Source organism: Micromonospora sp. NPDC003197 (assembly GCF_053590565.1).
The window spans coordinates 25129-46555 of sequence record NZ_JBSFTE010000029.1 but is presented as its reverse complement, the minus strand read 5'-3'; the positions used below and the strand labels follow the sequence as shown (position 1 = coordinate 46555).

Annotated in this window: 18 protein-coding genes; 7 read left to right on the top strand and 11 right to left on the bottom strand. The window is 70.2% G+C overall.

What is annotated here, in order from left to right; all coding sequences use genetic code 11:
• Positions 1 to 4: 4 nt before the first annotated feature.
• Positions 5 to 1117, bottom strand: coding sequence for a sensor histidine kinase (locus ACWDV4_RS25445; protein WP_449983393.1), 1113 nt, complete (start codon positions 1115 to 1117; stop codon positions 5 to 7).
• The gene (locus ACWDV4_RS25440) at positions 1114 to 1770 is read right to left on the bottom strand and encodes a response regulator transcription factor (RefSeq protein WP_449983390.1); all 657 of its coding nucleotides are present in this window, start codon (positions 1768 to 1770) and stop codon (positions 1114 to 1116) included. Before ACWDV4_RS25440 ends, ACWDV4_RS25445 begins: the two co-directional genes overlap by 4 nt.
• Before the next feature lie 115 nt (positions 1771 to 1885).
• On the opposite strand from ACWDV4_RS25440, the gene ACWDV4_RS25435 reads away from it, so the two are divergent.
• The gene (locus ACWDV4_RS25435) at positions 1886 to 3136 is read left to right on the top strand and encodes a serine hydrolase domain-containing protein (protein WP_449983386.1); all 1251 of its coding nucleotides are present in this window, start codon (positions 1886 to 1888) and stop codon (positions 3134 to 3136) included.
• A 116-nt stretch (positions 3137 to 3252) separates the two neighbouring features.
• Complete coding sequence (locus ACWDV4_RS25430) at positions 3253 to 3726, top strand: hypothetical protein (protein WP_449983383.1); 474 nt, start codon at positions 3253 to 3255, stop codon at positions 3724 to 3726.
• Here ACWDV4_RS25430 and ACWDV4_RS25425 read toward each other — a convergent pair.
• The 5 genes from ACWDV4_RS25425 to ACWDV4_RS25405 all read right to left on the bottom strand — a co-directional run bounded on the left by ACWDV4_RS25425 (position 3689) and on the right by ACWDV4_RS25405 (position 10095).
• Complete coding sequence (locus ACWDV4_RS25425; protein WP_449983380.1) at positions 3689 to 5077, bottom strand: MFS transporter; 1389 nt, start codon at positions 5075 to 5077, stop codon at positions 3689 to 3691. The genes ACWDV4_RS25430 and ACWDV4_RS25425 overlap by 38 nt on opposite strands.
• Before the next feature lie 19 nt (positions 5078 to 5096).
• A complete protein-coding gene (locus ACWDV4_RS25420; protein ID WP_449983377.1) occupies positions 5097 to 5864 on the bottom strand; it encodes a glycerophosphodiester phosphodiesterase in 768 nt (255 codons plus the stop codon).
• A gap of 106 nt (positions 5865 to 5970) precedes the next feature.
• Entirely contained in the window at positions 5971 to 6654 is a 684-nt protein-coding gene (locus ACWDV4_RS25415; RefSeq protein ID WP_449983374.1) for a hypothetical protein, read from the bottom strand.
• Positions 6651 to 8549: a dynamin family protein gene (locus ACWDV4_RS25410; RefSeq protein WP_449983371.1), complete on the bottom strand. Its 1899-nt coding sequence runs from the start codon at positions 8547 to 8549 to the stop codon at positions 6651 to 6653. The genes ACWDV4_RS25415 and ACWDV4_RS25410 overlap by 4 nt, the downstream gene beginning before the upstream one ends.
• Before the next feature lie 28 nt (positions 8550 to 8577).
• Positions 8578 to 10095 (bottom strand): dynamin family protein, encoded by a 1518-nt coding sequence (locus tag ACWDV4_RS25405; RefSeq protein ID WP_449983368.1) that lies wholly within the window; start codon positions 10093 to 10095, stop codon positions 8578 to 8580.
• Between the two features lie 206 nt (positions 10096 to 10301).
• On the opposite strand from ACWDV4_RS25405, the gene ACWDV4_RS25400 reads away from it, so the two are divergent.
• Entirely contained in the window at positions 10302 to 12872 is a 2571-nt protein-coding gene (locus ACWDV4_RS25400) for a LuxR C-terminal-related transcriptional regulator (RefSeq protein WP_449983366.1), read from the top strand.
• Complete coding sequence (locus tag ACWDV4_RS25395) at positions 12869 to 13408, top strand: LuxR family transcriptional regulator (RefSeq protein WP_449983363.1); 540 nt, start codon at positions 12869 to 12871, stop codon at positions 13406 to 13408. Before ACWDV4_RS25400 ends, ACWDV4_RS25395 begins: the two co-directional genes overlap by 4 nt.
• Positions 13409 to 13471: 63 nt before the next feature.
• On the opposite strand, the gene ACWDV4_RS25390 is transcribed toward ACWDV4_RS25395, so the two are convergent.
• Positions 13472 to 14257: a lysophospholipid acyltransferase family protein gene (locus ACWDV4_RS25390; RefSeq protein ID WP_449983360.1), complete on the bottom strand. Its 786-nt coding sequence runs from the start codon at positions 14255 to 14257 to the stop codon at positions 13472 to 13474.
• 183 nt (positions 14258 to 14440) lie between these two features.
• Between ACWDV4_RS25390 and ACWDV4_RS25385 the strand changes: the two genes are divergently transcribed.
• Positions 14441 to 15856: a cytochrome ubiquinol oxidase subunit I gene (locus ACWDV4_RS25385; RefSeq protein ID WP_449983357.1), complete on the top strand. Its 1416-nt coding sequence runs from the start codon at positions 14441 to 14443 to the stop codon at positions 15854 to 15856.
• A gap of 15 nt (positions 15857 to 15871) precedes the next feature.
• On the top strand, positions 15872 to 16867 hold the full coding sequence (gene cydB, locus ACWDV4_RS25380; RefSeq protein WP_449983354.1) for a cytochrome d ubiquinol oxidase subunit II: 996 nt from the start codon (positions 15872 to 15874) through the stop codon (positions 16865 to 16867).
• 195 nt (positions 16868 to 17062) lie between these two features.
• Here cydB and ACWDV4_RS25375 read toward each other — a convergent pair whose 3' ends face one another.
• The 3 genes from ACWDV4_RS25375 to ACWDV4_RS25365 all read right to left on the bottom strand — a co-directional run bounded on the left by ACWDV4_RS25375 (position 17063) and on the right by ACWDV4_RS25365 (position 20557).
• Complete coding sequence (locus tag ACWDV4_RS25375; RefSeq protein ID WP_449983352.1) at positions 17063 to 19204, bottom strand: WD40 repeat domain-containing protein; 2142 nt, start codon at positions 19202 to 19204, stop codon at positions 17063 to 17065.
• A 74-nt stretch (positions 19205 to 19278) separates the two neighbouring features.
• Positions 19279 to 19974: a hypothetical protein gene (locus ACWDV4_RS25370; RefSeq protein ID WP_449983349.1), complete on the bottom strand. Its 696-nt coding sequence runs from the start codon at positions 19972 to 19974 to the stop codon at positions 19279 to 19281.
• A gap of 97 nt (positions 19975 to 20071) precedes the next feature.
• Positions 20072 to 20557, bottom strand: coding sequence for a peroxiredoxin (locus ACWDV4_RS25365; RefSeq protein ID WP_449983346.1), 486 nt, complete (start codon positions 20555 to 20557; stop codon positions 20072 to 20074).
• A 98-nt stretch (positions 20558 to 20655) separates the two neighbouring features.
• On the opposite strand from ACWDV4_RS25365, the gene ACWDV4_RS25360 reads away from it, so the two are divergent.
• Complete coding sequence (locus ACWDV4_RS25360) at positions 20656 to 21384, top strand: SDR family oxidoreductase (RefSeq protein ID WP_449983343.1); 729 nt, start codon at positions 20656 to 20658, stop codon at positions 21382 to 21384.
• The last annotated feature ends 43 nt before the right edge of the window (positions 21385 to 21427 follow it).

The window sequence follows — 21427 nt, the reverse complement described above, 5'->3', positions numbered from 1 at the left end:
GGCATCACCCGGAAGTAGCGGCCGCTAGGGCCTGCGGCAGGTGTACGGCGATGTCCATGCCGCCGGTCGACCGGGGAGTGCTGAAAATCTCCCCGGCATGCGCGGTGACGACCGCGCGGACGATGGACAGGCCGAGCCCGGCCCCACGGACACCGTTGGCGGTGCCTCTGACGAACGGCTCGAACAGCCGTCGTTGCTCGTCCGGTGCGACCAGCGGACCAGTGTTGACGACCCGCAGGAACGCGTGCCCGTTCGCGGTGCCGGAGGTCACCGTGACGTTCCCGCCGGCATGGTTGTAGCGCAGCGCATTCTCCAGCAGGTTGCCGACCATCCGCTCCAGCAGCACCGGCTCACCACTGGCCGGTGCCGGACGCAGGTCGGCCTGCAGGGTCACGGCCCCGTTCGCCGCCCGGTCGACGGCGTCGGCGACCGCCGCAGCGGCGACCGCGGCAAGGTCCACGGGCGTCCGCCGGCGCGGGCCGGCCTGGCTGCGGGCCAGGACCAGGAGCCCGTCCAGGGTACGTTGGCTGGTTTCGACGGCGGTGGCGATGTCGCCGGCCATCGCGATGAGTTCAGCCTGGTCAGGTTCGCCGTCGAGGGTGACGTCGACGGCGGTGCGCATGGTGGTGAGCGGGGTACGCAGTTCGTGCGCGGCGTTGGCGACGAACAGGCGCTGGCTGGTGAGGGCCCGGTCGCGCTCGGCGATGCCGTGCTGGATGCGGTCCAGCATGCCGTTGATCGTGGTGGCCAGTGCGGCGAGTTCGTCGGCGGGCTGGCGGACAGGTACCCGTTCGGACAGGTTCTCTGCGGACAGCCGGTTCGCGGTACCGGATATCGTCCGGATCGGCCGCAGTATCCGCCCGGCCACCAGCCAGCCGGTCAGCCCTGCCAGCGCGGTCACCACCAGCAGCGCCAGCGCGGCCCGGGTCAGCAGGTCGGAGATCGCCTCCCCACGCAGCCGCCCGCCGATGTCGTCGCCGGGTGCCGGGGGAGGCAGCCGCAGGTTACCCCGTAGCAGCAGTAAATATGTCAGTGCCAGGAGCAACAACCCGGCGGCCAGCACCAGGCCGGTGTACACCAGGGTGAGCCGGCTGCGGGCGGTCAGCCGCCGATTCATGGGGCGATCCGATATCCGGAACCGGTCACAGTCTCGATCAGCGGTGGATCGCCGAGCTTGCGGCGCAGGGTGCTGACGGTGATGCGCACGGCGTTGGTGAACGGGTCGGCGTGCTCGTCCCACACCTTGTCCAGCAGCGTCTCCGCGCTCACCACAGCACCGTCGGCGGTGAGCAGCCGTTCCAGCACCCCGAATTCCTTCGGGGTCAGCGACAGCAGCCGGCCGTCTCGTTCGGCGGTGCGCCGGGACGGATCGAGTTCGACATCCCGCGTGCGCAACACCGGAGGACGGGCCGGCGTGCTGCGCCGGGCCAACGCGCGCACCCGGGCGACCAGTTCGGCGAACGCGAACGGCTTACCCAGGTAGTCGTCGGCACCCAGAGCCAGCCCGTCCACCCGGTCGGACACGGCACCGGACGCGGTGAGCATCAGCACCCGGGCGGTTCCGCGCTGCGCCAACAGCCGGCACACGGTGTCGCCGTGCACCACTGGAAGGTCCCGGTCCAGGACCACCACGTCGTACGGAGTGATGTTGCATCTGTCCAGCGCCTGCTGACCGTCGTGTGCCACGTCCACGGCGCAGCCGTGCTTGCGTAGCCCAGCCGCGATGTACGTGGCCAACGGCTGTTCGTCCTCGACCAGCAGCACCCGCATCCGCCCAGTATCTCCAGCCCCGCATATGGGTGGCGTATGGGTCGACGCTCGGTTGCCGATAGGCGGTCGCCGGTAGACCTACAGGTCCGTTTGTTGATCGGGAAAGGGCCGTGACATGGATTCGAGATCGGTACGCGGTATCAACCGGCGGCGGCTGGTCGGCTGGGGCGGGTTGGCGGCCTCTGGCATGGCGGCAGCCGGCGTGCCGCTGGTGGGCACCGCGCTCGCCCACACCGCACCCGAGCCGTCCGAGTACGACCGGATCCCGCCGGACGCCCTGCCTGGCGGGGCCTACGACCGGTACGTGGCGCAGCTGGCCGCGGAGGACAAGTTCTCCGGTGTGGTGCTGCTGTCGCACCGGGGTCGGACCGTGCTGTCGCGCAGTTACGGCATGGCCGACAAGGAGAAGGGGATCCGCAACCACGAAGGCGTCGCGGTCAACCTCGGCTCGGCGATCAAGCCGTTCTGCGCGGTGGCGATCCTGCAGTTGGTGCAGCAGGGCAGGGTGGAACTGTCGGATTCGGTGGGCACCCACCTGGAGCACTTCGCCAAGGAGATCGCCGAGCAGGTGACCATCCATCATCTGCTCACCCAGACCTCCGGACTGAGCACCCCGGAGTTGGACCTGCAACGCATCTTCCAAAGCCGGAAGGAGGTGCACGAGTTCTACCAGCAGTGGACCCGGCAGGCGAGGCTGGAGACCGCCCCCGGTACCGGCCCCGTGCAGCACAGTGGCACCGCCGTCGCCATCGCCGCGCAGATCGTGGAGGCCGTGACCGGCACGACGTACTGGGAGTACGTGCACGAGCATGTCCTCGGGCGCGCCGGCATGACCGGCTCAGCGTTCTACACCAGGCCGCAGTGGCTCACCGACGAGCACATCGCGCACTCGTACATGCTGCAGGCCGACGGCAGTCGGGTGGACGCCGTCCGCAACCTGGACAAGGGCAGCCCGAATCCGCAGCAGCCCGGCTTGAATCCGGGCCGTAGCTTCATCGGCTACGCCGGGGACGGCGGCTTCGCCACCGCGCCGGACCTGGTCCGGTTCGCGCACGCGCTGCGCAACGGCACGGTGCTGGACCGGCCCTTCGCCGAGTTGTTCACCGGGGCCAAGATCCCTCGGGGGCTGGGTCAGAGTGGCGGCCCCACACCCGCACACACCTCGTTCATGGCGTACGGGATCCCGACGAAGATCATCAACGGCCAGTGGGTGGTCGGGCACGGCGGCGCCAGCGGCGGCAGCTCCGCCAACTGGAACATCTACCCGGACACCGGCTGGGTCGGTGTCGTCCTCAGCAACTACGACGGCCTGCCGATGCAGGAGATCGTCACCCGGGAGACAGCAGCCATCACCGGCCAGCGCTGACGCCCGGCCACGGCTGGTCGACATGTTGGAAGGACCCCGGCGGTTGGCGGGCCAGCCGCCGGGCAGGGGAGCGGGCCCCGGTGAATTTCGTGTGGTCGGAAGGAAGCGGAAATAGCGTGATCAAGGGATGGCACGGCTGGGTCGGCACGTTCAATGGCGTGGCACTCATCACGATCGCCGTACTGCCGTTGGCCGCGCTGGCGGTGTGGGCACTGGCACGCCATCGGCGTGTCACCGGCACCACACCGACGTGGGCATGGCGGATGTCGCTGGCCGAGGTAGGCATCGTCTACGGGACCGTGCCGTGGGTATGGATGATCCTGTTGCCGGGCGACCAAGCCAGTGCCGTCCCCGGTCGGCTGAGCCTGATGCCGCTGCGGGATCTGCTCACGATTCTCGCCGACGGGGGGCCGTTGACGCTGACGGTCCAGGTCGTCGGCAACCTGCTGGTGGCGCGCGTCGCTTCCAGCCCAACCGAGACAGCGGCCGCGTGTGATCGCCGAGGTGCAGCGGGCTGTGGTGGATTACGCGACCCTGCCGGTCCGGGGACCCCTACAGCCGCTGCGGGGGCGTGTTGCCCGCCGCGATGATGGCCCGACGCATCGGCACCGCCAGCAACAACGCGAACCCGACCACGAAGAAGATCAGTAGCGAGACGAGACCCACCCGGTAGCTGTTGGTGAGTTGGAACACCAGACCGAACGCCAGCGGGCCGAGCCAACTGGTGCCCTTGTCACTGATCTCGTAGAAGCCGTAGTACTCGCCTTCCTTGCCCTCGGGAATGAGCTGGCTGAACAGCGAGCGGCTCAACGCCTGACTGCCGCCGAGCACCAGACCGATCGCCGCCCCGAGGATCATGAACGGCACCGGGGCCTCGGCCGGCAGCCAGAACGCGGCCAGCACCACCCCGGTCCACAGCACCAGGCTCAGCAGTACGGTCTTCCACGCGCCGATCCGCTTGGCCAACCCACCCAGCAGCAGCGCCCCACCGAAGGCGAGGAACTGCACCAGCAGGATCGTGATGATCAACGTGGTCTGGGTCAGCCGCAGCTCCTCGGTGCCGTACTGGCTGGCCAGAGAGATCACGGTCTGAATACCGTCGTTGAAGACCAGGAAGGCAAGCAGGAAGAACAACGTCAGCGGGTACGCCCGGATGCCGCGGATCGTCTGGCCAAGCTGCCGGAACCCGTCGACGAGAACGTTGCCACCGCCGGTCAGCGCCTCCGCCGTCGGGTGTTCCCGCAGCCAGCGCATCGGCACCAGGGTGAACACTGCCCACCAGACACCCGCCGACACGATCGACCAGCGAGCCAGGTCCAGGGTGCGCTGCGCGTCGCCCTCGATACTGAACGACATCACCACCACCAGGTTGATCGCCAGCAGCAGCCCGCCGCCGAGGTAGCCAAGCGCCCAACCCTTGCTGGAGATGTCATCGCGTTCGTCCGGCCCGCCCAGCCGGGGCAGGAACGAGTTGTAGACCACCACACCCGCCCCGAAGGCGATGTTGGCGATCACGAACAGCACCCCGCCGAGCAGGTAGCGGTCGCCGGTGACGAACAGCATGCCGATGGTGGCTGCGGCACCAAGGAACGCCGCACCGGCCAGCAGCCGCTTCTTGTGCCGGGACCGGTCCGCCACCGCACCCATCACCGGCAGCACGAACACCGTCAGGAGCACCGACAGCGACACCAGGTACGGAAAGTAGGAGCCGGCGGCGACCTTGATACCCAGTGGATAGACGTACCCGGCGCACTTGTCGGCACCCAGCTCGCAGCCGGCCGCCACCTTCGTGATGCTGGTCAGGAACGGGCCGAGGAAGACGGTGATGACCGTCGTGTTGAAGGCCGACATCGCCCAGTCGTAGAAGTACCAGCCGGTCCGTTCGCGCCGGGTACTGGCCGGGGCGCTCGCGGCGTCGGTGGGGGCTAGGGTGTCGGCCATCGGGGTCCTTTGCCGGGGATCAGGCGGCCCAGTGGCCGCGGCTGCGGTAGACGTCACGTAACACGTCGACGTGATCGGTCATGATGCCATCCACACCGAGATCAAGTAAGTCGTGCATCTCGGCAGGTTCGTCGATCGTCCACACGTGCACCTGCAACCCCAACCGCTGTACGTAGCGGATGAACCGGCGGTCGGCCACCGGTATCCGCCCGTAACGCACCGGCACCTGGGCGGCCACCACCGACGGGGGTAACCGCAACCGCTGGCCGGTCAGCGACGCCAGCCGCAGCCGGGCCACCCCGCGCATGCCCAACGACGTGGCAACCTTCGGACCGGCCAGGGCCCGCATCCGGGCCAGGCGCGCATCGCTGAACGAGGCCAGCAGCACCCGGTCACCCGCGCCGACCCGCTCGACGGTCGCCACCGTCGGGTCGACCCCACCGTCGGCCTTGACGTCGATGTTGAACCGGACCTGCGGCCACGCGCCGAGTACGTCGTCCAGGCGGGGCACCGCGGCCGCCCCACCGACGCGTACGGTGGCCAGGTCGGCCCAGCGCAGGTCGGCGATGCGCCCCGGCTCGCCGGTCAACCGGTGCAGTGTGGCGTCATGGAACACCACGGCCACCCCGTCGGCGGTGCTGTGCACGTCGGTCTCCACGTACTGGTAGCCGAGGCTGACCGCCCGGGCGAACGCCTCCGTGGTGTTCTCGTCACCGTGCGCGGCCCCGCCCCGGTGGGCGAAGGCCAGGGGAGCGGGTGCGTCGAGGTAACCGAAGTGCGCTGTCACGCAGCGCAGTATGCCCGACCGGGCGGATCGGCCCGGCCCGCCCGGCGGGATCGACCTGGTCCGCCTACCTGGCGGATCGACCCGGTCGGCGTAGCCGGTCCGGGGGTCAGGTCACATCCGGTGGGAAGGCATCGCTGCGGGCGGACCAGAACCGGGCCAACGTGCTGGTCGCCGGATCGTCGGAGGCGGCCAGCAGCGGCCACGGGTCGGCCCCGGCGGGCAGTTCCAGTCCGGCGTAGGCGGCCAGCCCGGCCGGATCGGGTCGCGGCGGCGTGTCGTCCCAGGTGACGGGTTGCGGGTCGGTGCCCAGCGTCGCCGGGTCCGCCCATGGGTAGCCGTCGACGGGTTCGGGGGGTTGCGCAAGTTCCAGCCGGGGCGGAAACTGCGGGTCCGACCAGGAGTTGTCGTCGGCGTACGGGTCCACGTCGGGGTTTGCACCGACCGGCACCGCAGCCGGCCCGAATCCCACCCGCGGGACGTCGTCGTCCGGCCATGGGCCCGGCTCCGGGTCAACGGGGTCCACCTCGAACGGCTCGTCGGCGCTGTCGTCGCCGTACCCGATGGGCCGGTCCGCCGCCCCGGTGCCGCCGGCCGGATCCTCGTCTGTCTGGTCGAACTCGGACAACCCACTGTTACCGGCCGGCCCGAACCCCTCAACCGGGTACTGCGGCCAGTCGTCCGGCTCGACCGGCCCATCGGAATCGACCGGCCCGTCGGAATCGTCGAAGTCCGGGGCAGCGTCGAAGTCCGACCCGTCCTCCTCCGGCCACCCGTCCCAGCCCTCGCTCACCGGCCACCCCCGGCCGGGGCCGGTGTCAACGCCCGGGCCCGGACCAGCACCTCGTCGACCTGCTTGAGGCGGGACCGCAACGTGTCCCGTTCGGACTGCACCTCGGCCTTACGCCGAGTCCGGTCGACCTTGTCCTCCGCCATCGCCTTGTCGATCTCGGCGATGTGCGCGTCGAGCTGACGCAACCGGCGTTCGATCGCGTCGTCCAGAGCCAACGTCAGGGCGTACTGCAGATCGGTGAACCGGTGTGTGACCTCGTCGGACAGGGCGGCGCGCGCCTCGGCCAGCACCTCCCGCAGCCAGGTGCGGGCCTGCTGCCGGTCGGAGTGCACCCGCCGCCGGTAGAGGATGAACGCCCCGGCAGCCAGCCCCAACCCGAGACCCGCCGCCGGTACCAGCAGCCCACCGCCGACCAGTGCGCCGGCACCGAGCGCGGACGCCCCCGCCATCGCGCCCCGGCCGGCCATGAACGCCATCCCACCGGCGGACATGGCCACCATGAGATTGTCCTGACCGCCCTCCCGGCGAGGCTTGCTGGCCAGCGCATGCCGCAGCGTGGCGTTGAGCCCCTGCAGCACGTACTGCACCTCATGCGGTGGGAACACCTGGGCCAGCACCCGCTCGCCAACCTGCCGGAACCGCAGTTGCAGATCCTGCGACAGGCGGATGGACAGCGCGTGCAACGCCTGGTCAACCTGCTGCGGTAGCCCCTTCAGGTCGCCCCGGCTGCCCTTGTCGATACGGTTGAGCAAGTCCTCCTGCAGTTGCCCGACGGCGGTACGCAGCCGACCGGTGGCCTCCACCCGGACCCGCTGCGTCTCGGTACTCAACGCCAAAGACCACTGCCGCGACTCGGTGCGTTTACGTGCGGCCAGGTCGGCCCGTTCCTGCTTGGCCCGGGTCATGTCCGCCGGATCCGGGTCGCTGGCCTTGATCCGGTCACCGAACTGCAGGTCCAGCCGAATAAACTCGCTGCGTACGGTGCGCAGCACGTTGGCCTGATGCAGCAGGTGGCCCTTGCCGGCCAGATCGATCAGCGCGTGTTGCAGATCGGCGATGCGGGACTCCCGGACCAGTTCTGCGGCCGCCGCCTCGGGCAGGGTCATCGCCAACTCGGCCAGCCGGGCCGACACCGGAAACCAGGGGGCGCTACCGAACCGTGGTGCGTGGGTCCGCAACTGGGCCTGGTTGTCGTCCCAGATGGTGCGCCACCCCGGATACGCGTCGGTCTTGGTCAACGCGAACACCACCGAGTTGACCCGTTTACTGGCCTCGATCAGAAAATCCAGTTCGGGTTTGGCGAACGGGGCGGAAGCGTCGACGACGAACATCAGCGCGGTGGCCCGGTCCACCGCGTCCAGGGCGATCTCGCAGTGCAGCGGATCGAGTCCACCGGTGCCCGGGGTGTCCACCAGGGTCAGATACCGCAGCAGCGGGGCGTCGTGCCCCACCTCGATACGGCGCGGCGGGCGCAGCCCCTCGGGAAGCTGACCCAGGACAGTGGCCCAGTCCCGCAGGTCGGCCACGCTCAGCGGCACCGGCTCGGCCCGGCCCGGCAGCCAGGCCCGTGCCTCCGGCTGCTGCGCCGGTATGAACTCCAGATATGTGGAGGTGGCGACAGCGGCATCCACCGGCGACAACCCGGGCACCCCGAGCAGGGCGTTGACCAGGGAACTCTTGCCGCGCTTGGTTTCCCCGACGACGACAATCGACGGCCGGGTGACGGTACGACGACGAATCCCGTCCACCTCGGCGGCAGCGTCCGCATCCGCCTTGCGCAGGTACGCCAGTGAAATGTCGACCGCACCGGTGAGCAGCTTGTCCAGGGCCGCCTCCGGCCGGGCCTGCGCGGTAGCGCCAGTCATCGTCTCGCCCCCTCGTCCGAGATGATCCACCTGTTTACTGTGTTCCCGTTCCAGCTGCTCACCGTGCCCCCGTCTCCGTTCTGATCCGCTGGGACAGCAGATAGAAACCACGGTGCGCCACCAGGGCCACCCGGGACTGGGCGGGACCGGCCCCGGCTACCGCGTACGCCCGCCACCGGGTCGCCGCCTCCCGGGCCGACCGCGCCAGCTGCTCCGGGGCAGCGTCGGGCAGGGCGAGAATCCACCGCGGGTCGGTCGACAGGGCGAGCCGGGTCAGTTCCTGTTCCATCGGCTCGGGCAGCTCCACCGTCCCGGCAGTGACCAGCTGGGCGACCTCCAGCAACCGCAGCCGGTGGTATTCCGGCTCCCGCACCACCCGTTCGATCGCGTCCCGCAACACCTCCCGGTCCTCGGCCCGCTGGGTACGCCCCGCCAACTGCTCCAGGCTGGACAACCCCCAACCGGCCTTGATCGCGTCGGTGCGCCACCGGAACGCCTGTTCCAGGGTGTGCCGCAACCGGGGAAACCCGGACGCCTGAAACAACATCCGGACCAGCTCCCCACTGGCCAACTGGGGACGGGCGGCGAGCTGCGCGATGGCGAACCCGATCCCGTACAGGTCCAGCCGATGCAGCAACCGTTCCCGCTGCGCCCCGGGCACCGCACAGTCCCGCCCCGTGAACAGGTCCACCGAGGCCAGCAGCACCGTCCGCTCGGCCACCGGCAGGCGGGCCAGGGCCCGCAGCGCCTCACAGTCGGCGGCGGTCAACCGCCCCGCCTCGGTCGTCTCGGCCAGCAGCCCCACGACCGGCACCACGTCCGACACCACCCGCCGCAGCACCCGGGACTGTTCGACGGCCAGCGGCCCGGCCCCCGGCCACGGATCGGCCGCCCCACCGACCAGCTTGTCCACCTTGTTGAACAGCCCCAACGAGTTGATCGGGTTGCTGGCCAGCCGCGCCGACGCGGCCTGGAACGCGGCCAGCGCCTGTACGTCGTCGGAGCGTACCGCCTGGGTGAACACGTAGAGGATGGCCTCGGCACCGGAAATCGCCCCCGCCGAATCGTCGTCGAGGTCCTCGTCCAGCGGCGCGGCCCCACCCTCGAACAGGAACCGGCTCGCCCCGGCACTGACCGACGTGTTCGTCGATGCCAACCCGGGAGTATCCACCACGGTCAGGTCCCGCAGATGGTCACTGGTCAACGTCACGTCAACGAACGCGACCTCCGCCCGGGGTACCCCCAGCCGCTGCGGAATCATGCCGGCCTCGTCCAACGGCAGGCTGACCCGCGCACCGTCGCGGCGCACCACATCGACCCGGTCGGCCGTACCGTAGCGGAACTGGGTAACCACCCGGGTGCACTCGCCCACCTCGGTGGGGGCGACCCGACGACCGATCAACGCGTTGACCAAAGTCGACTTGCCGGCCTTCAGCCGGCCCGCGACAGCCACCCGCAGCGGCTCGCCAAGCCGCTGCCGCACCCCACGCACCCGCGCCTGCGTGGCCGGGCCGACCTGCGGCCCCACCTCATCACACAGGGCGGCAATCCGGACACTGAGCGGACCTGGACCCATCTGTGTCACCCCTCGGCGCGGTCAGCGACAATAGGGGGAATCCGCAGGCCGCACTCACTCATACCGATCGGGTCCCTCCACCACGACGGCAGGGCGGGGCGCCCCTGCCGGACCTCACACTACGAATATCCTGCCGGCGCAGGATCCCATGTTCGTGCCACCGTCTCACGCCCCGGTGGCCACGAGTCCCGGCAGGGGGAGGAGCAGTGCCACACGCACCCAGCGACGTCACCGGCCAGCCCTCGGCCAACAGCCAGCCCCGGCATTCCCTATCCGAGGAAGCGACGCGCCTACTCGCCACGCCCGGCCTGGTGGTGATCCACGGCGGCCCCGGCTGCGGCCGCAGCACCCTGCTGCGGCAGCTGGCCACCACGTTCCGCGGACCGGTGTTCCACGGCGGCGCGCTGGCCACCCTACGGTCGGTGCCGGCGTTCGCCCTGACCCACGCGCTGCGGGTACGCCTACCGGAACACGACCCGCCGCTACTGGCCGAAGCGGTCCGGTCCCGGGTCCGCGACGGCCTGCTGCTCCTGGACGACGTCCAGTGGGCTGATCCGGCCACCCTCGCCACACTTGTGCCACTGGCCCGGCACTGCCGGGTGGCGGTCACCCTACGCACCCCGCACCGGCTGCCCCCACCGGTGGAGACCGCCCTGCGTACGGCCGCCGCCGGTTGGCTGGCCGTACCGGCCCTGGACCCAGCCGCCGCAACCGAACTGGCCCACGCCACCGCCCCCGACCTGACCCCAGCCGCCCTCACCGACGTGGTGACCCGCGCCGGCGGTCTGCCCCTGGCAGTACAGGCCCTGGCCCGGCACGCCACCACACACCCCACACCGGTGGACCCGACCGGCGGCCACGACCTCACCCAGGTCGAATACGCGGTGGCCACCGCACTGGCCGACCTGACCCGCCCCGCCCGTACCGCAATGGCCGCGCTCGGACTGCTCGGCCACCCAGCCCCCACCGGACTGCTCGGCGTCGGCATACCCGAACTGACCCGCGCCGGTCTGGTCAACACCGACCCGGCCGGCACAGTCGGCCCGGTGTCCCCGTACGTGGCGGAGGTCGCCGCAGGGCTGCTCGACGAGCCCAACCGCCGTGCACTGCACCGACGCCTGGCCGAACTGGTACCCCCCGCCGAGGCCGCCCGACACCTGGCTGCCGCCGGTGACGGCCCCGCCGCCTACCAGCACGCGCTGGCCGCCGCCGACACCCCCGGCATCAGCGGCGGGGAACGCGCCGAACTGCTCCTGTTCGCCTGCCAGCTGCCCGATGTCACCCCAGCGCCACAGGTCCGGCTCGCCGCAGCACAGGCCGCGCTGGACAGCGGCCGGCCCCGGGCCGCCGCCCAACTCCTGGCCGCCACCCCCACCGGGGACCTCAACGGGGACCCGGCGGTGACCGTTCTGCACGCCGAAGCTCTACTGCACCTGGGCGACCCGACCGCCGCCCGCACCACCGCCGACGCCGTACCGGACGATGCGGCGGCGGACGTGGTCGCCACCCGCGACCGGATTCGGCTGCTGGCCCAACTCGCCGACGACCCGACCGCTGCGGCGGCCACCGCCGCCCAGATCACCGCCCGGACCGGCCCGCCCCCCACCCACGCCGGGCTGCGGGCCGCGCTGGCCGCCGTCGCCGCCCACACCCGCGCCCCCCGCTGGGAGGACGCGCTCGCGTCGGCGGCCACCGACAGCGCCGCCGCCGGCCAGCTCCTGACCAGCCGGTGGAGCGCCTGGCTGCTGGTGGAGACACTTGCCGCCGATGGTCGGCTGTCCGAGGCGACCCAGACGGCGCGATCCGCTGGGCACGCCTGCGCAGCGGACCACGCGTACAGCTGGCAGACCCGGTTCCTGGCGGCGGAACTGTGGTGCACGGCGCTGCGGGGTGACCGCACCGGTAGCGGCACCGCCGACGAGACGCTGCGCCGCGCCGTGGACCTGACCGACCGGACGGTGCCGCCGCTGGCCCACGGCTATGCGGCAGCTGCCGCCAGCCTGATCGAGGCTGACGCCGGGCTGCTCGCCCCGGCCCGGGCCCGGCTGGCCGGGGCCACCGACGTCCCCCTACCGGCCGCCGGTGTGCTCGACTGGGTGGATCGGGAAGCCGCCTGGCTCGACGGACAGCCGGAGCGGGCGGCCACGGAGGTCGAACCTCCGACCGGGCCACCGCTGATCGATGGGCTGCGCCGGATCACCGCCCGTTGGGCCGCGTACGACGGGGGACCGGTCGCCTTCGACCGGGTCGGCACCGGCTCGGCGGTGCCGCCGGTGGGGCAGACTCTGACTGCCTGGCACACCCTCGACGCCGACCGGTTCGCCCAGGCCGCCGACGGCTGGCACGATCTCGCGGTCCGCGAGCAGGTGCGGTGTCTGCTGGCTGCCGGGCTGCACCAGAGCGATCCGGCCCGGGCGGTGCCGCCGCTGCTGGCTGCCGAGCGGATGGCCGAAGAGGCGGGTCTGGTGGTGCTGCTGGGCCGCACCCGGCGGGCGTTGCGCCGGCACGCGGTGCGCCGCGACGGGCGCGGCCCGCGTACGGATGGTGCACTCACCATGCGGGAACGTGACGTGCTGCACCTGGTGGCGGCCGGTGAGCCGAGCCGGCGCATCGCCGGCCAGTTGGGCATCTCCGCCGAGACGGTGGAGACCCACATCCGGGCGGGGATGCGCAAGCTGGGGGCCCGTACCCGCACCGAAGCGGCGGCACTGGTGCTGGCCGGGGGAGCGCCCCGGGAGAACCGGGTACCGGGTCAGTGGCAGGTGGTGCAACCGTGAGCGCTCCCGGGCCGCCCTGTTATGTGCTGTCGTCGGCTGCGGACGCCACGGCGGTGCTGCGCCGGCTGGCCCGGGAGGGCTGGCAGACCCGGGACGGGTTCGCCCTGCCCGAGTCGACCTGGGACCTGACCGGGGCGCGACTGGCGGTGTTCGGTCGCGTACCTGACCTGGAGACGGCTCGGCTGGTGTTGTTGGCTGCCGCGCGGGGCGCGGCGGTGGTGGCGATCCTTGACGCGACCGGTGAGATAGGCCGGGCCCTGGTCGATGACCTGTCCCGGTTGGGGCTGGTGTACCGGGCCTCGGACGCCGGGCCGACGTCCGAGGCCGAAACGACCGTGGACCGGCTGGTGCCGCAGCAGCGTGCCCTGCTGGAACGGCTGGCCAACGGGGAGACGATCGCCGCTGCGGCGGCGGCGGAGTTCCTGTCCCTGCGGACGGCCAATCGGCGCATCGCCGAGGCCCGGGCGGCGCTGGGAGTACGTACCACCCGGGAGGCGGTCCTGGCCTACCTGCGCCAACGCGACCCGCAGGCGTGAGCCGCGACTCGTAGGTTCGCGTCGTCGTGGCGCTCTGTGCGGCCGGTGGTGCCGCGCACCAATCTATTCGGCTGGTGGCTGCGGCCGGCGGCGGTGCATCCGGGCGGTGTCTGCCGGTCGGCCGGGGTCGACGTGTCGGGGCCGGTCGGGTTCGTTCGGGCGCAGCGGCGCCAGGGTGTCGGTGAGCGCGTCGATGATCCGGTCGGTGGCCCGTAGCGCCGCACCCGGTACGCCCGGGTCGGGCTCGTCCAGGTCGATGGGGGTGCCGAAGTGCACCCGGATCACCGGGCGGCGGACCAGTGCTCGGGTCACGCCACGCAGCAGGCCTTTCGGGGCCCGGTACGGCAGGACCTCATGGGCGCCCCACTGGGCGATGGGTACGACGACGGCACCACTGGCGAAAGCGAGTCGTGCGGTACCGGTCTTGCCCCGCTCGGGCCACATGCCGGGGTCGAGGCCGATGCGGCCCTCTGGGTAGACCAGCACCACCGAGCCGCCGGCCACTGCCGACGCGGCGTCCCGTAGGGCATCGGCGACGGCGGTGGTGCCCCGGTCGACGCGGATGTGCCCCCAGTGCCGCATTGCCGCACCGACGACGGGAATCCGGAACAGCCCACCGGTGGCCATGATCCGCGGAGAGATGCCCCGTACGCCGGTCGCGGCGGTGAGCACGACCGGGTCGAAGGGGCTGATGTGGTTGGCGGCCAGGATCAGCGGGCCACGGCGTAGTTCGTCGGGCACGTCCCCGGTGACCTGTAGCCGGGCGACCAGCCCGACGACGACCCGGGCGGCGACCTGTGCGCAGCGCCACAACCGGGGCGGCTGCCAGGGGGAGTGGGGGGTGCTCATCAGCTGTTGATCGTCGCACGTCGAGGGGGTTCTGAGGCAGTCAGGGCCTTCCGGCCCGGGTCGGCGTCCCGTACCGGTCGGGGCCTTCGGCCCGGGCACGTCGGGCCCCCCGCCCCTGCGGCAACGTCCCCGACGACGAGTAGGATCTACTACATCTCGTAGTACGTAGACCTGGGGGTCCTGGTGGACGCGTTAGATGTGGCCCGTTGGCAGTTCGGTGTAACCACCGTCTACCACTACCTTTTCGTGCCGCTGACCATCGGCCTATCCGTGCTTGTGGCCATCCTCCAGACCATGTGGCATCGCACCGGCAACGAGCGATACCTCAAACTCACCAAGTTCTACGGCAAACTGTTCCTCATCAACTTTGCCATGGGCGTGGTCACCGGCATCGTGCAGGAATTCCAGTTCGGCATGAACTGGAGCGACTACTCCCGCTTCGTCGGCGACATCTTCGGCGCACCACTGGCTATCGAAGCCCTCGTCGCCTTCTTCCTCGAATCCACCTTCCTCGGACTGTGGATCTTCGGCTGGGACCGGCTACCCAAACGCATCCACCTCGCCACCATCTGGGCCGCGGCCATCGGCTCCACCCTCAGCGCCTACTTCATCCTCGCCGCCAACTCCTGGATGCAGAACCCCGTCGGCTACCGCATCAACCCCGAGACCGGCCGCGCCGAACTCACCGACTTCGTCGCCGTACTCACCAACAAAGTCGCGCTGATCACGTTCCCGCACACCGTATTCGGCTGCTTCCTCGTCGCCGGCTCCCTGATGGTCACCGTCGCCCTCTGGCACCTCATCCGGCGACCCGGCAACAGCGACACCTCCACCTACCGCTTCGCCGCCAAGTTCGGCTCCTGGGTCACCCTGATCGCCGCCGCCGGCGTAATGCTCACCGGCGACATCCAGGGCAAGATCATGACCGAGGTGCAGCCCATGAAGATGGCCGCCGCCGAAGGCCTCTACCAAACCGAAGGCCCGGCAGACTTCTCCGTACTCACCGTCGGCAGCCTCGACGGCAGCCGCGAACTGTACGCCCTCAAGATCCCCGGCCTGCTGTCCTTCCTCAGCACCGGCAGCTTCGACGGCGAAGTCAAAGGCATCAACGACCTACAAGCCCAGTACGCCGCCCAATACGGACCCGGCAACTACACCCCGATCATCCCGGTCACCTACTGGAGCTTCCGCTTCATGATCGCGTTCGGCCTCGCCGCCGCCGCCATCGCCCTACTGGTTCTCTGGACCCACCGCCGCGACCGCAGCACCACCAGCCGCTGGCTGCTACGCGCCGGCCTCGTCATGCCCTTCCTCCCGCTGGCCGCCAACTCCTTCGGCTGGATCTTCACCGAAATGGGCCGCCAACCCTGGATCGTCTTCGGCGAAATGCTCACCCGCGACGGCGTCTCCCGCACCGTCAGCCTCACCGAAGTCCTCACCTCCTTCACCGCCTTCACCCTCGTCTACGCCACCCTCGCCGTCATCGAATTCCGCCTCCTCGTCAAATACGCCAAGAACGGCCTCCCCGAGGAAGCCCCACCCCCACAAACCGACGACACCGACGACGACGCAGACCGCCCACTCGCCTTCGCCTACTGACCCCGGAGCCCCACCGTGGAACTCACCACCGTCTGGTTTCTCCTCATCACCGTCCTCTTCACCGGATACTTCATCCTCGAAGGGTTCGACTTCGGCGTCGGCATGCTCCTGCCCGTGCTCGGCCGCGACGACCGGGAACGCCGAGTACTGATCAACACCATCGGACCTGTCTGGGACGGCAACGAAGTCTGGCTACTCACCGCCGGCGGCGCCATGTTCGCCGCCTTCCCCGAGTGGTACGCCACCCTCTTCTCCGGCTTCTACCTGCCGCTACTGCTCATCCTCATCGCCCTCATCCTGCGCGGCGTCGCCTTCGAGTACCGCCACAAGCGCCCCGAAGCCAGCTGGAAACGCCGCTGGGACGCCGCCATCATCTTCGGCTCCGCGGTCCCCGCCCTCCTGTGGGGCGTCGCCTTCGCCAACATCGTGCGCGGCGTCCCCATCGACGCCAACCACGAATACGCCGGCGGACTGTTCAACCTGCTCAACCCGTACGCCCTGCTCGGCGGCCTCACCACCACCGCCCTCTTCCTCACCCACGGCGCCGTCTTCATCGCCCTCAAGACCACCGGCGACATTCGACACCGCGCCCGCAACCTCGCCGTCCGCACCGGCATCGCCAGCATCATCCTCGCCGGCGCCTTCCTCACCTGGACCCTCACCATCCGCAACACCCCGGCCGCCATCGCACTAGCCGTCGCCGCAGCCCTCGCGCTCGCCGCCGGCGTCTTCGCCGCCCACGCCGGCCGCGAAGGCTGGGCCTTCACCGGCACCGCCCTGGCCACCGGCCTCGCCGTGATCACCCTCTTCGCGGCACTGTTCCCCAACGTCATGCCCTCCACCCTCGACCCCGCCGGCACCCTCACCGTCGACAACGCCGCATCCACCCCCTACACCCTCAAGATCATGACCTGGGTGGCGGTCATCTTCACCCCGATCGTGCTCGCCTACCAGGGCTGGACCTACTGGGTCTTCCGCAAGCGCATCGGCGTCACCCACATCCCGAGCTAAATCCCCCTCCCAAACCCGGGCGTGGCCGACGACATCCCCCCGAACCGTCGGCCACGCCCGGGTTTCCCATTCCCACCGCTCGACGTCGGGGCCCCAGCCACATCGGCACGACGACGGCCGCCCGGCTCGACCACACCTGTCGAGAGCCACGGCGGCCACACCGCGCACCAGGCCACGACGCGACCCAGCGCCACATCACACACGGTGCATGTCGATACGCAGCAGACCTTGGGTCGTGCCGACCACCAGCGAAGCCGGCGCCACCGAAGCCAGGCAGGTCGCGGCGGCATGCAACGCGATCGTCCGCAGGCAACAACCGGTAGCCGGCTCCCAAAGCCGCAGCGTAGCGTCGGCACCAGCGGTGACCAGCACCCTCGCCCCGTCCGGTAAGCACACCATCGCCAGCGCCACGGCACCGTACTCGTGCCCACCAAACGGCGGACACACCAGCCGGCCAGCGGCCAGGTCCCACACGTGAACAGCCCAGTCAGCACCACACACCAACACCCGACACCCGTCGGCAAGCCGCCCAAAGACCATCGACTGCACATGGCTGCCGCCCACAACATCCAGTTGCCCGATCAACCGACGATCGGCCAGATCCCACAACGCGACCCGACCACCGCTGTGACCGGTGGCCACGACGACCCGCCCAGGCCGGTCCTCGCCCACAGCACACGCATGCACATAGCCGTAACCGCTCCGCGCATCGGCGAACGGCCGACCCAACGGCGTCCCATCCTCGGCGAGCACCTGCACACCCTCGTCACCCCCACCGACGACCAGCACCGGCCGACCATCGGGAAGACAAGCCGACAGCAGCACACTGGTCGACCGGCCCGGCCAGACGACCGGCGCACCGCAAAGCTCCCCGGTGACCCGGTCGTAGCTGCGCAGGATGGAGGCGAGCCCGTGCGGGTATTCCTCCGCGACACAGACAACGACCTCCCGGCCGTCAGCCTGGCGTAGGCCGGCCACCGCCACCCGCCGCACACTGCTGACGCCCCGCCCAGAGAGGTCAACATGAGGGGTGAGAGGCCCTCCGGCAGCCGCCCCCGTAACCACGTCCCAACACCGCACCGTACGGTCCGGACCAGCAGAAACGACCACCGACACCGCTTCCAGCCCCGGCGAAAACACCGCCCCCGACGAGGACCCCGCCGACGGAAGAACCGCCACCGACGACACGGCTGCGATCACGCCGGCGGACGAGCGATACCCGTGACCAGGACCGCTGCCACGGTCGTCACCATGCCCCTGCCAGGCGGCGGCGTCACCATCCCCACCCGAGGCCCAGTCCCCGGGCAAATCCCACACCCGGGCCCCGTCGTCCCCGACAGAAACCACCACCACCCGACCATCCGACAGCACACCGGCCGCGACAGCCCTGACCCACCCAAGATGACCGAGCAACGGCGGACCAAACGGCCTACCCGTCACCGTCCACAACCGCAGCGACCCATCCTCACCAGCAGTCACCCAGCCAGCACCACCACCAGGCAGTGTCATCGAAGCCACCCCGTTGCCCCACTGCTGGTAACCCCACACCCAATGCTGCTCAGCAACATGCTCCCCGTTGGCCACATCCTCGATCGAGATGTGGTCGTCGCCGCCCACCGACGCGAACACCACCCGACCATCCGGCAACCGGGACACCACGACCCCAAACACGGGCCGCTTGTGCGCGCCATAGCCGTCACCGAGAAGCACACCCGAGGCAAGGTCCCAGGCAAGCACGGCGGAGTCGCTACCCACCACCACAATCGGCCGGCCGGGGGACAACTCCCCGACAGCCAACGCCCCCACTGTCTCCTGCTCGTCAGCACCAAACGCCCGCACCAACTCGCCGGTGCTCAGCCGCCACACCCGAACCATGCCGTCCGCGTCGCCAGAAACCGCCACCGGTCCGACATCCGGCAGCACACCCACGGCGACCGCGTTCACCGCCCCGCCGCCCGGCACCATCGACGCCCACCCGGGGTTGAAACCACCGTCGAGGCACCACGACCGGAGCACACCATCAGCGCCCCCAGACACCGCGACCAGGCACCCGTCCGCCCCGTTCCTCACCGCAACCACGCAATCCTCGCCGTGCCCGGCATCGAACCGCGCCAGATGCTCGCCGGACATCAGGTCGTAGACATCCAGACCCACGCGCCCACCAAGCACCGCCACCGGGCGACCATCAGCCAGCCGCCCCACCGCCACCGACGACAGCGGCTCCCCGTGCAGCACCCGATGCGGGCAGGGCCGCTGACCAACCCGCAACCACCGCACCGACCAGGCACCAGCCCCGCCCTGACCGTCCACCGCCTCGGCCAGACGCCACGGACCCATCCCGTCACTCCACGAAGACCAAAAGCCAGCGGCGGGGAGGGTGAACACCCTCCCCGCCGCCGGACCACCACACCTCAGCTCGCGTCGCGCAGCTCCGCCAACCGCGCCTCGATCTCGGCCAACTCCGCCCGCAGCTTCTCCGCCTGCTGCTCCGCCTCGTTGCGCTCCACCGACATGATCTGCTCGACCGCCTCCTGCACCCCCGGCACGTCGATCAGACCCACCATCTTCAACGCCTCCGCCGGCTTGATCACGTACGGCTTCGCCAACGACTTACTGCCCTGCGTCGCGGCCACCGTCCACTCACCATCGGCATAGGCCAGCGTCACCGTCAAACCCGAAGGAGCCTTCGGCTTCGCCGCCTTCACCGCCCGCTTCGCCGGCTTCGCCTCAGCCGGGGGAGTGTCTACTGTGGTCACGCTTGCCTCCTCGCGCGCCGCCGGAACCGGCGACCTGGTGATCATGAACTCCGGCTCCGGGTCAGGCTCCGGAGCCGGCTCGGGCTTCGACTCCGCCCGCTTACCCGCACCCTTCGGCGGAATACCCACATCGGTAGGGGAGAACGGCAGCTCGTCGCGACCGAACCGCACCACCACCCACTCGTCCGACACCGCCGGATCCAACAACTCGACCACCTGGCCGATTTGGCCGGCAATCTGCCCGGCCGCCTCCGTAAACATCACCTTCGGCTTACGGCCAGCAGCCAACGTGTCCCGAATGCTCTGCAACTCGTCATCGGACAGTCCATGGACATCGGCAGCGGCAGTCATCAGATCCTTCTTCCGTACACCTGTTTGATTCCTGCCTTACTACCAGGCCCGTCCGACACGCCCGAACCGACCCCCACCGCCCGAAAAAGCGCCAGCGTCACCCGTCCGAAGACGTCGACCCCGCCTGCAACGCCCGCAACGCCAGATCCGCATGCTCATTCATGCTCAGCTCGCTGTGGATCACCTCGACGATCCGCCGGTCCACGCCGATCACGAACGTCATCCGCCTCGTGCTCAGCGGCCCCAACGGCAACCGCCGCAGCACCCCGAACTGGCGCGCCACCACACCATCCGGGTCGGACAACAACGGATAGTCGAATCCGTGCCGCCCCGAAAACTCCCGCTGCCGGTCCACCGCATCCCGACTGATCCCCACCCGATGCGCACCAACCTGCGCGAACTCCGCCGCCAGATCCCGGAAGTGGCAGCTCTCCGCCGTGCACCCACGAGTCAACGCCGCCGGATAGAAGAACAGCACCACCGGCCCGGTCGCCAGCAGGTCGGACAGCCGCCGAGGCGTACCCGACTGGTCCGGCAACACGAAGTCATCCACCAGGTCACCACGAACTGGACCAGACGACACCAGACACCTCCCACCGGCACCACCGAGAGCACCGTCACATAGCGGAGCGTACGCACCATACCCGACGATCAAGCTAACAACAGCGGGGGAGAGACACCATGAATCCAGTAACCGTAGTGACCGGCGGCAGCCGCGGCATCGGCGCAGCCACCGTACGACGACTCGCCGCCGCCGGCCACGACATAGCCCTGTGCTACCGGCAGGACAGCGCCGCCGCCGAGGCCGTCCTGGCCGACGTACACGCCGCCGGCCGGCAGGGCATCGCCGTACGCGCCGACACCACCGACCCCGACCAGGTCGGCCACCTGTTCGAGGCGGCAGCCAAGCTAGGAGAGATCACCGGCCTGGTCAACAACGCCGGAGTGACCAGCCAGATCGGCCCCTTCATCGACCTGACCATCACCGACCTACGTCGGGTCATCGACGTCAACCTCATCGGCTACGTACTCTGCGCCCAACATGCCGTACGCCGCATGTCCACCGGAGCGGCCATCGTCAACGTCTCCTCAGCCGCCGCCACCCTCGGCAGCCCCGGCGAATACATCCACTACGCCGCCGCCAAGGCCGCCACCGACACGCTCACCATCGGCCTGGCCAAGGAACTCGGCCCGCAAGGAATCCGGGTCAACGCCGTATCACCCGGCACCATCTGGACCGACATCCACACCGTATCCGGGCTGCCCGACCGCCCCGCCCGCGTCGCCAACCGCGTGCCGCTCGGCCGCGCCGGATACGCCGACGAAATCGCCGCCGCCATCGCCTGGCTACTCAGCCCCGAAGCGTCGTACACCTCCGGGGCCGTCCTTCGGGTTGCCGGCGGCCAGTAGAACACCACCGCTCGACAAGCCCGGCGCCGTAACCAGGCCGGCA